At 65.9% G+C, this 4,644-nt stretch carries 4 protein-coding genes; 3 read left to right on the top strand and 1 reads right to left on the bottom strand.

Translation table 11 applies throughout. The features are described 5' to 3' along the window. Positions 1–145 precede the first annotated feature (145 nt). Positions 146–784 carry a LysE/ArgO family amino acid transporter gene (locus AC1DR7_RS19985; RefSeq protein ID WP_256776364.1) on the bottom strand — a complete coding sequence of 213 codons (639 nt, stop codon included), beginning with the start codon at positions 782–784 and terminating at the stop codon, positions 146–148. A 135-nt stretch (positions 785–919) separates the two neighbouring features. Here AC1DR7_RS19985 and AC1DR7_RS19990 point away from each other — a divergent pair, with 135 nt between their 5' ends. The 3 genes from AC1DR7_RS19990 (at position 920) to mqo (ending at position 4,374) form a co-directional block, all read left to right on the top strand. Next, positions 920–1,825, top strand: coding sequence for a LysR family transcriptional regulator ArgP (locus tag AC1DR7_RS19990; protein ID WP_256776365.1), 906 nt, complete (start codon positions 920–922; stop codon positions 1,823–1,825). A gap of 117 nt (positions 1,826–1,942) precedes the next feature. Continuing rightward, complete coding sequence (locus AC1DR7_RS19995) at positions 1,943–2,527, top strand: hypothetical protein (RefSeq protein ID WP_457320562.1); 585 nt, start codon at positions 1,943–1,945, stop codon at positions 2,525–2,527. Positions 2,528–2,676: 149 nt separating this feature from the next. Next, positions 2,677–4,374 (top strand): malate dehydrogenase (quinone), encoded by a 1,698-nt coding sequence (gene mqo / locus AC1DR7_RS20000; protein ID WP_478053036.1) that lies wholly within the window; start codon positions 2,677–2,679, stop codon positions 4,372–4,374. Positions 4,375–4,644 lie beyond the last annotated feature (270 nt).

A 4,644-nucleotide genomic window follows, 5' to 3' on the forward strand; every position in this document is an offset into this window, starting at 1 on the left:
CTGGGGCCCCAGCGCCCGACCCACCGACGGCCGCGCCTGTAAAGGTCCACGGCGGGCTTCGTGCTTACCACGCGGATGCAGGGGAAAACCCATAAAAAATGGCACCGCAAGCGGTGCCATTGAAGGAACGCATCGAGGAGAGAGTTCAATGCATGCCGCGGAACGCGAGGGTCAGGGCCAGGATCGACAGAATCACCGCGATGGTGCCGTCCAGAATCCGCCAGGTCTTGGGCTTGGTGAACAGCGGGGCCAGCATGCGTGCGCCCAGCCCTTGGGCGGTCAGCCACAGGCAGCTGGCGGTGAACACGCCGGCGGCGAACGCCATGCGCGCGTTGCCGAAGTTCTCGGCAATGCCACCAATGACCATCATGTCCAACCAGAAATGCGGGTTGATCAGCGAGAAGCCGACTGCTGAAATCAGCACGGCACGGCGCGAGGTGCTGTCGCCATCGTCCACGTGCATGCCGCCGCCACCGGCCAGCGCACGCCGCGCCGACTGCCAGGCGTACCAGGCCAGGAAGGCGACGCCGCCCCACAGCACCACCGTGGTCAGCCACGGCAGCGCTTGTGTCAGGGTGCGCAGGCCGGCCACGCTGGCGAAGATGAAGATGCCGTCGATCGCCGCGCAGGTGGCTACCACCGGCACGATGTGCTTGCGCAGGATGCCCTGGCGCAGGATGAAGGCGCTCTGCGCACCGACCACGGCGAACAGGCCGATGCCGGTAGCGGCGCCGCTGAGCCACGCGGCCAGACCGGGGCCGCCGGAGAGAATGGTGGAGAACATGGGATACCGCCTTGTCTTGCAGGTGGGAGCGGTGCCTCGCCAAGGCGTACAGCACCGGATGGCGCACATTGTCGCGCCGCAACATGAAAAAGTAGAGCTAAACTTACTTAACCATCTTTAGCGAGACTTAATCTGATGCGCATCGACCATGCCCAGCTGCGCGCGTTGGCCGCGGTGGTCCGCGAGGGCAGCTTCGAGCGGGCCGCGCAGTCGCTCAATGTGACCGCTTCGGCGGTGTCCCAGCGGATCAAGGCGCTGGAGGATCGGGTCGGGCGACTGCTGGTAAAGCGCTCCTCGCCCGCGGTGGCCACCCCGGAGGGCCAGGTGCTGGTGCAGCTGGCCGAGCAGACGGCGCTGCTGGAGCACGATGCGCTGCATCGGATGGGTATCGCCGATGAAGACCTGCCGCACGCGAGCATTCCGGTGGCGGTCAACCACGACAGCCTGGAGACCTGGTTCCCGGAGGCGGCGCTGAACTTCGCGCGGCAGACCGGCACCACGCTGGACCTGCGTTCGGAAGACCAGGACCACACGGTGGCGTTGCTGCGCCAGGGGGCGGTGCTCGGCGCGGTGACCACGCTGGACGAGCCGGTGCAGGGCTGCCAGATCCATGCGCTGGGCAGCATCCGCTACGCCGCCACGTGCACCCCGGCCTTCCATGAGAAGCATTTCGCCAAGGGGGTCAATGCGCAGTCGCTGGCGCAGGCGCCGGTGCTGGTGTTCAACCGCAAGGACGACATGCAGGCGCGTTTCGCCCGACGCCTGGCCGGTGACGATCTGCCACTGACGGCGCCGACGTGGTGGATTCCGTCGACGCGGGCGTTCGTCCAGGCCAACCTGGGCGGGCTGGGCTGGACGATGAATCCGCTGCCGCTGGTCAAGCGCCATCTGGAGGCCGGCCGACTGGTGCTGATGAAGCAGCGCGCGTGGGAAGACGTGCCGCTGTACTGGCAGCACTGGAAGGGCGACGTGCAGACCATGGCGCTGCTGACCCGGGCGGTGCTGGATGCGTCGACCACGCTGGTGCGGAAGAAGCGCTGACGGGATCGGCCGGCACGGTTCAGAAGCAAGAAGCACATCCTGCGGGGCGCCACGCCCTACACGGCCCGATGATCCCGRCCGGCGCAGCATCGGCGCATCCCCGCGATGGCCATGGCGATGGACACCGATCCGGTCTACCTGCATATCCGCGTGGTGCTCAGCATCATCCTGGGGCTGAGCATCACTACCCTGCTGCGCGGGTTGGCCTCGATCATCGAGCACCCCGGGCGGCGTGGTTGGTCATGGATCCACCTGTGCTGGGTGCTGTGGGCGCTGATCTCGGTGGTGACGTTCTGGTGGTGGGAGTTCCGCCTCGGCGAAGTGCGCCAATGGACGTTCGGGCTGTACCTGTTTGTCATCGCCTACTGCGCGGCCTGGTTCATGCTGTGCGTGCTGCTGTTTCCCGATGACGTGCGCGAGTACGGCAGTTATGAGGCCTATCTGCTGCAACGTCGCGGCTGGTTCTTCGGCATGCTGGCGCTGCTGACCCTGCTCGACCTGGGCGATACGGCCATCAAGGGCCACAGCCGGTGGCAGATGCTCGGGCCGGCCTATCCCCTGCATACGGTGCTGATGCTGGCGGTCGCCGGCCTGGGTGCGGTCTGCCGCCAGCGACGCGTGCAGCTGGCGCTGGCCGTGGCAGCGCTGCTGTACCAGGCGATCTACTTCCTGGCCGAGTACTTCACCCTTTCGCCGGATTGAGCGCATTGCACCGGCCGGATGCTGCGTTGCACCAGAAATCGGGCGAAAGGCGATAAAATCGCCATCCTGGAGTGCCAACCCTTTGTTTCTTCACGCCTCGTAGCCGGGGCGTGGGCATCCTGTTCACATCTCCCCCACCTGAGATCCCCATGAAGAAATTCGCCAAGGTCGTCCTCGGCCTGCTCGTGCTGTTGCTGCTGACAGCCGCGCTTTTCCTGTATTGGCCCCTGCACCAGCGCTCGGTCCCGGCCGCGGCCAACGGCAAGCCGGTCGATGTCGTGCTGGTCGGCGGCGGCATCATGAGCATCACCCTGGCCACGTTCCTGCAGGAACTGCAGCCGGACTGGAACATCCAGCTCTACGAACGCCTCGACGGCGTGGCGCTGGAGAGTTCGGACGGCTGGAACAACGCCGGCACCGGCCACTCGGCGTTCGCCGAACTCAACTACACCCCCGAACTGCCCGATGGCAGCATCGAGACCAAGCGGGCGGTCGGTATCGCCGAACAGTTCGAGATCTCCCGCCAGTTCTGGTCGCACCAGATCAAGCAGGGGCGCCTGGGCGAACCATCGGATTTCATCAATCCCACCCCGCACATGAGCTTTGTGTGGGGCGATGACAACATCGCCTACCTGCACAAGCGCCAGCAGGCGCTGGTCAAGAACCCGCTGTTCTACGGCATGCAGTATTCCGAGGATGCCACGCAGATCAAGCAGTGGGCGCCACTGCTGATGGAAGGCCGCGACCCGAAGCAGAAGGTCGCCGCGACCTGGATGCCGCTGGGCACCGACGTCAACTTCGGCGTGATCACCCGGCAGCTGACCGCCGGCCTGCAGCGCAGCCCGAACTTCCAGCTGCACCTGGAGCATGAAGTGGGCGCGCTGCGCCAGAACGAGGACAAGAGCTGGAACGTGACGGTCAAGGACCTGAAGTCCGGCAAGGAGTCCACGATCAAGTCGCGCTTCGTGTTCATCGGGGCCGGCGGTGCCGCGCTGAAGCTGCTGCAGTTGTCGGGCATCCCCGAGGCGAAGGACTATGCCGGCTTCCCGGTGGGCGGCCAGTTCCTGGCCTTCCAGGACCCGGCAATCGCCGGACGCCATTCGGTCAAGGCTTACGGCATGGCCGAGACCGGCTCGCCGCCGATGTCGGTGCCGCACCTGGACGCGCGCAAGCTGGACGGCAAGCCGGTGGTGCTGTTCGGGCCCTTCGCGCTGTACAGCACCAAGTTCCTCAAGCACGGCTCGTGGTTCGACCTGTATTCCTCGGTCAACCACAACAACGTGGCCGGCATGCTCGATGTGGGCATGGAGAACCTGGACCTGGTGAAGTACCTGATGGGCCAGGCGCGCCTGAACGACGCGGATCGCCAGGCCGAACTGGTCAAGTATTTCCCCAACGCCAAGCGTGAGGACTGGAAACTGGTCACCGCCGGCCAGCGCGTGCAGATCATCAAGCGCGACCCGGAGAAGGGTCCGGTGCTGCAGTTCGGTACCGAGATCGTGACCGACAAGGATCACACCCTGGCCGCGCTGCTGGGCGCCTCGCCGGGCGCCTCGACGTCGCCGCCGATCATGCTGGACCTGCTCAAGAAGGCGTTCCCGCAGCAGATGGCCGCCGGCTGGGAAGCGCAGCTGAAGCAGATCGTGCCGTCCTACGGGCGCAAGCTCAACGACAGCCCGGCACTGACCAACGAGATCCGCCGCCAGACCAGCGAAACGCTGAAGCTGCCCTACCTGGAGGTGCCGGTGGAAAACGCCACCACCCCGGCGGTGATGCTGACCCCGCCGCCGGCCGCCGCACCGGCGCAGAAGAAGCGCAACGCCAACGAAGAACTGCAGGCGCTGTAAGCCTGCCTGCTGCGGCGTTGGCCGCGCGGTGAAAACCTGGATCCGGCCCCGGTGTGGGCCGGATTTTTTTTGCGTGTTATTCCATCGGCGTGGGAAACATCGGGCGCTCTCTGGACCTTTATGAAGCGGCAGTCGGTGGGCCGGGCGCTGGTCAACACAGTTGCTACCGGCYGCTAMGRGGCTCGGCTTGCGGYAWGCAGGYGGAAGCCRGGCTTCTCTCGGTGGTCGGTGGGTCGGGYGYTGGGCYCCSATGCCCTTGGRGGCGAAATA

The organism is Stenotrophomonas sp. P5_A9, from assembly GCF_056400525.1.

Coding starts and splice junctions, on each gene's coding strand:
- AC1DR7_RS19985 (WP_256776364.1), bottom strand. CDS start 784: ATGTTCTCCACCATTCTCTCCGGCGGCCCCGGTCTGGCCGCGTGGCTC.
- AC1DR7_RS19990 (WP_256776365.1), top strand. CDS start 920: ATGCGCATCGACCATGCCCAGCTGCGCGCGTTGGCCGCGGTGGTCCGC.
- AC1DR7_RS19995 (WP_457320562.1), top strand. CDS start 1,943: ATGGACACCGATCCGGTCTACCTGCATATCCGCGTGGTGCTCAGCATC.
- mqo (WP_478053036.1), top strand. CDS start 2,677: ATGAAGAAATTCGCCAAGGTCGTCCTCGGCCTGCTCGTGCTGTTGCTG.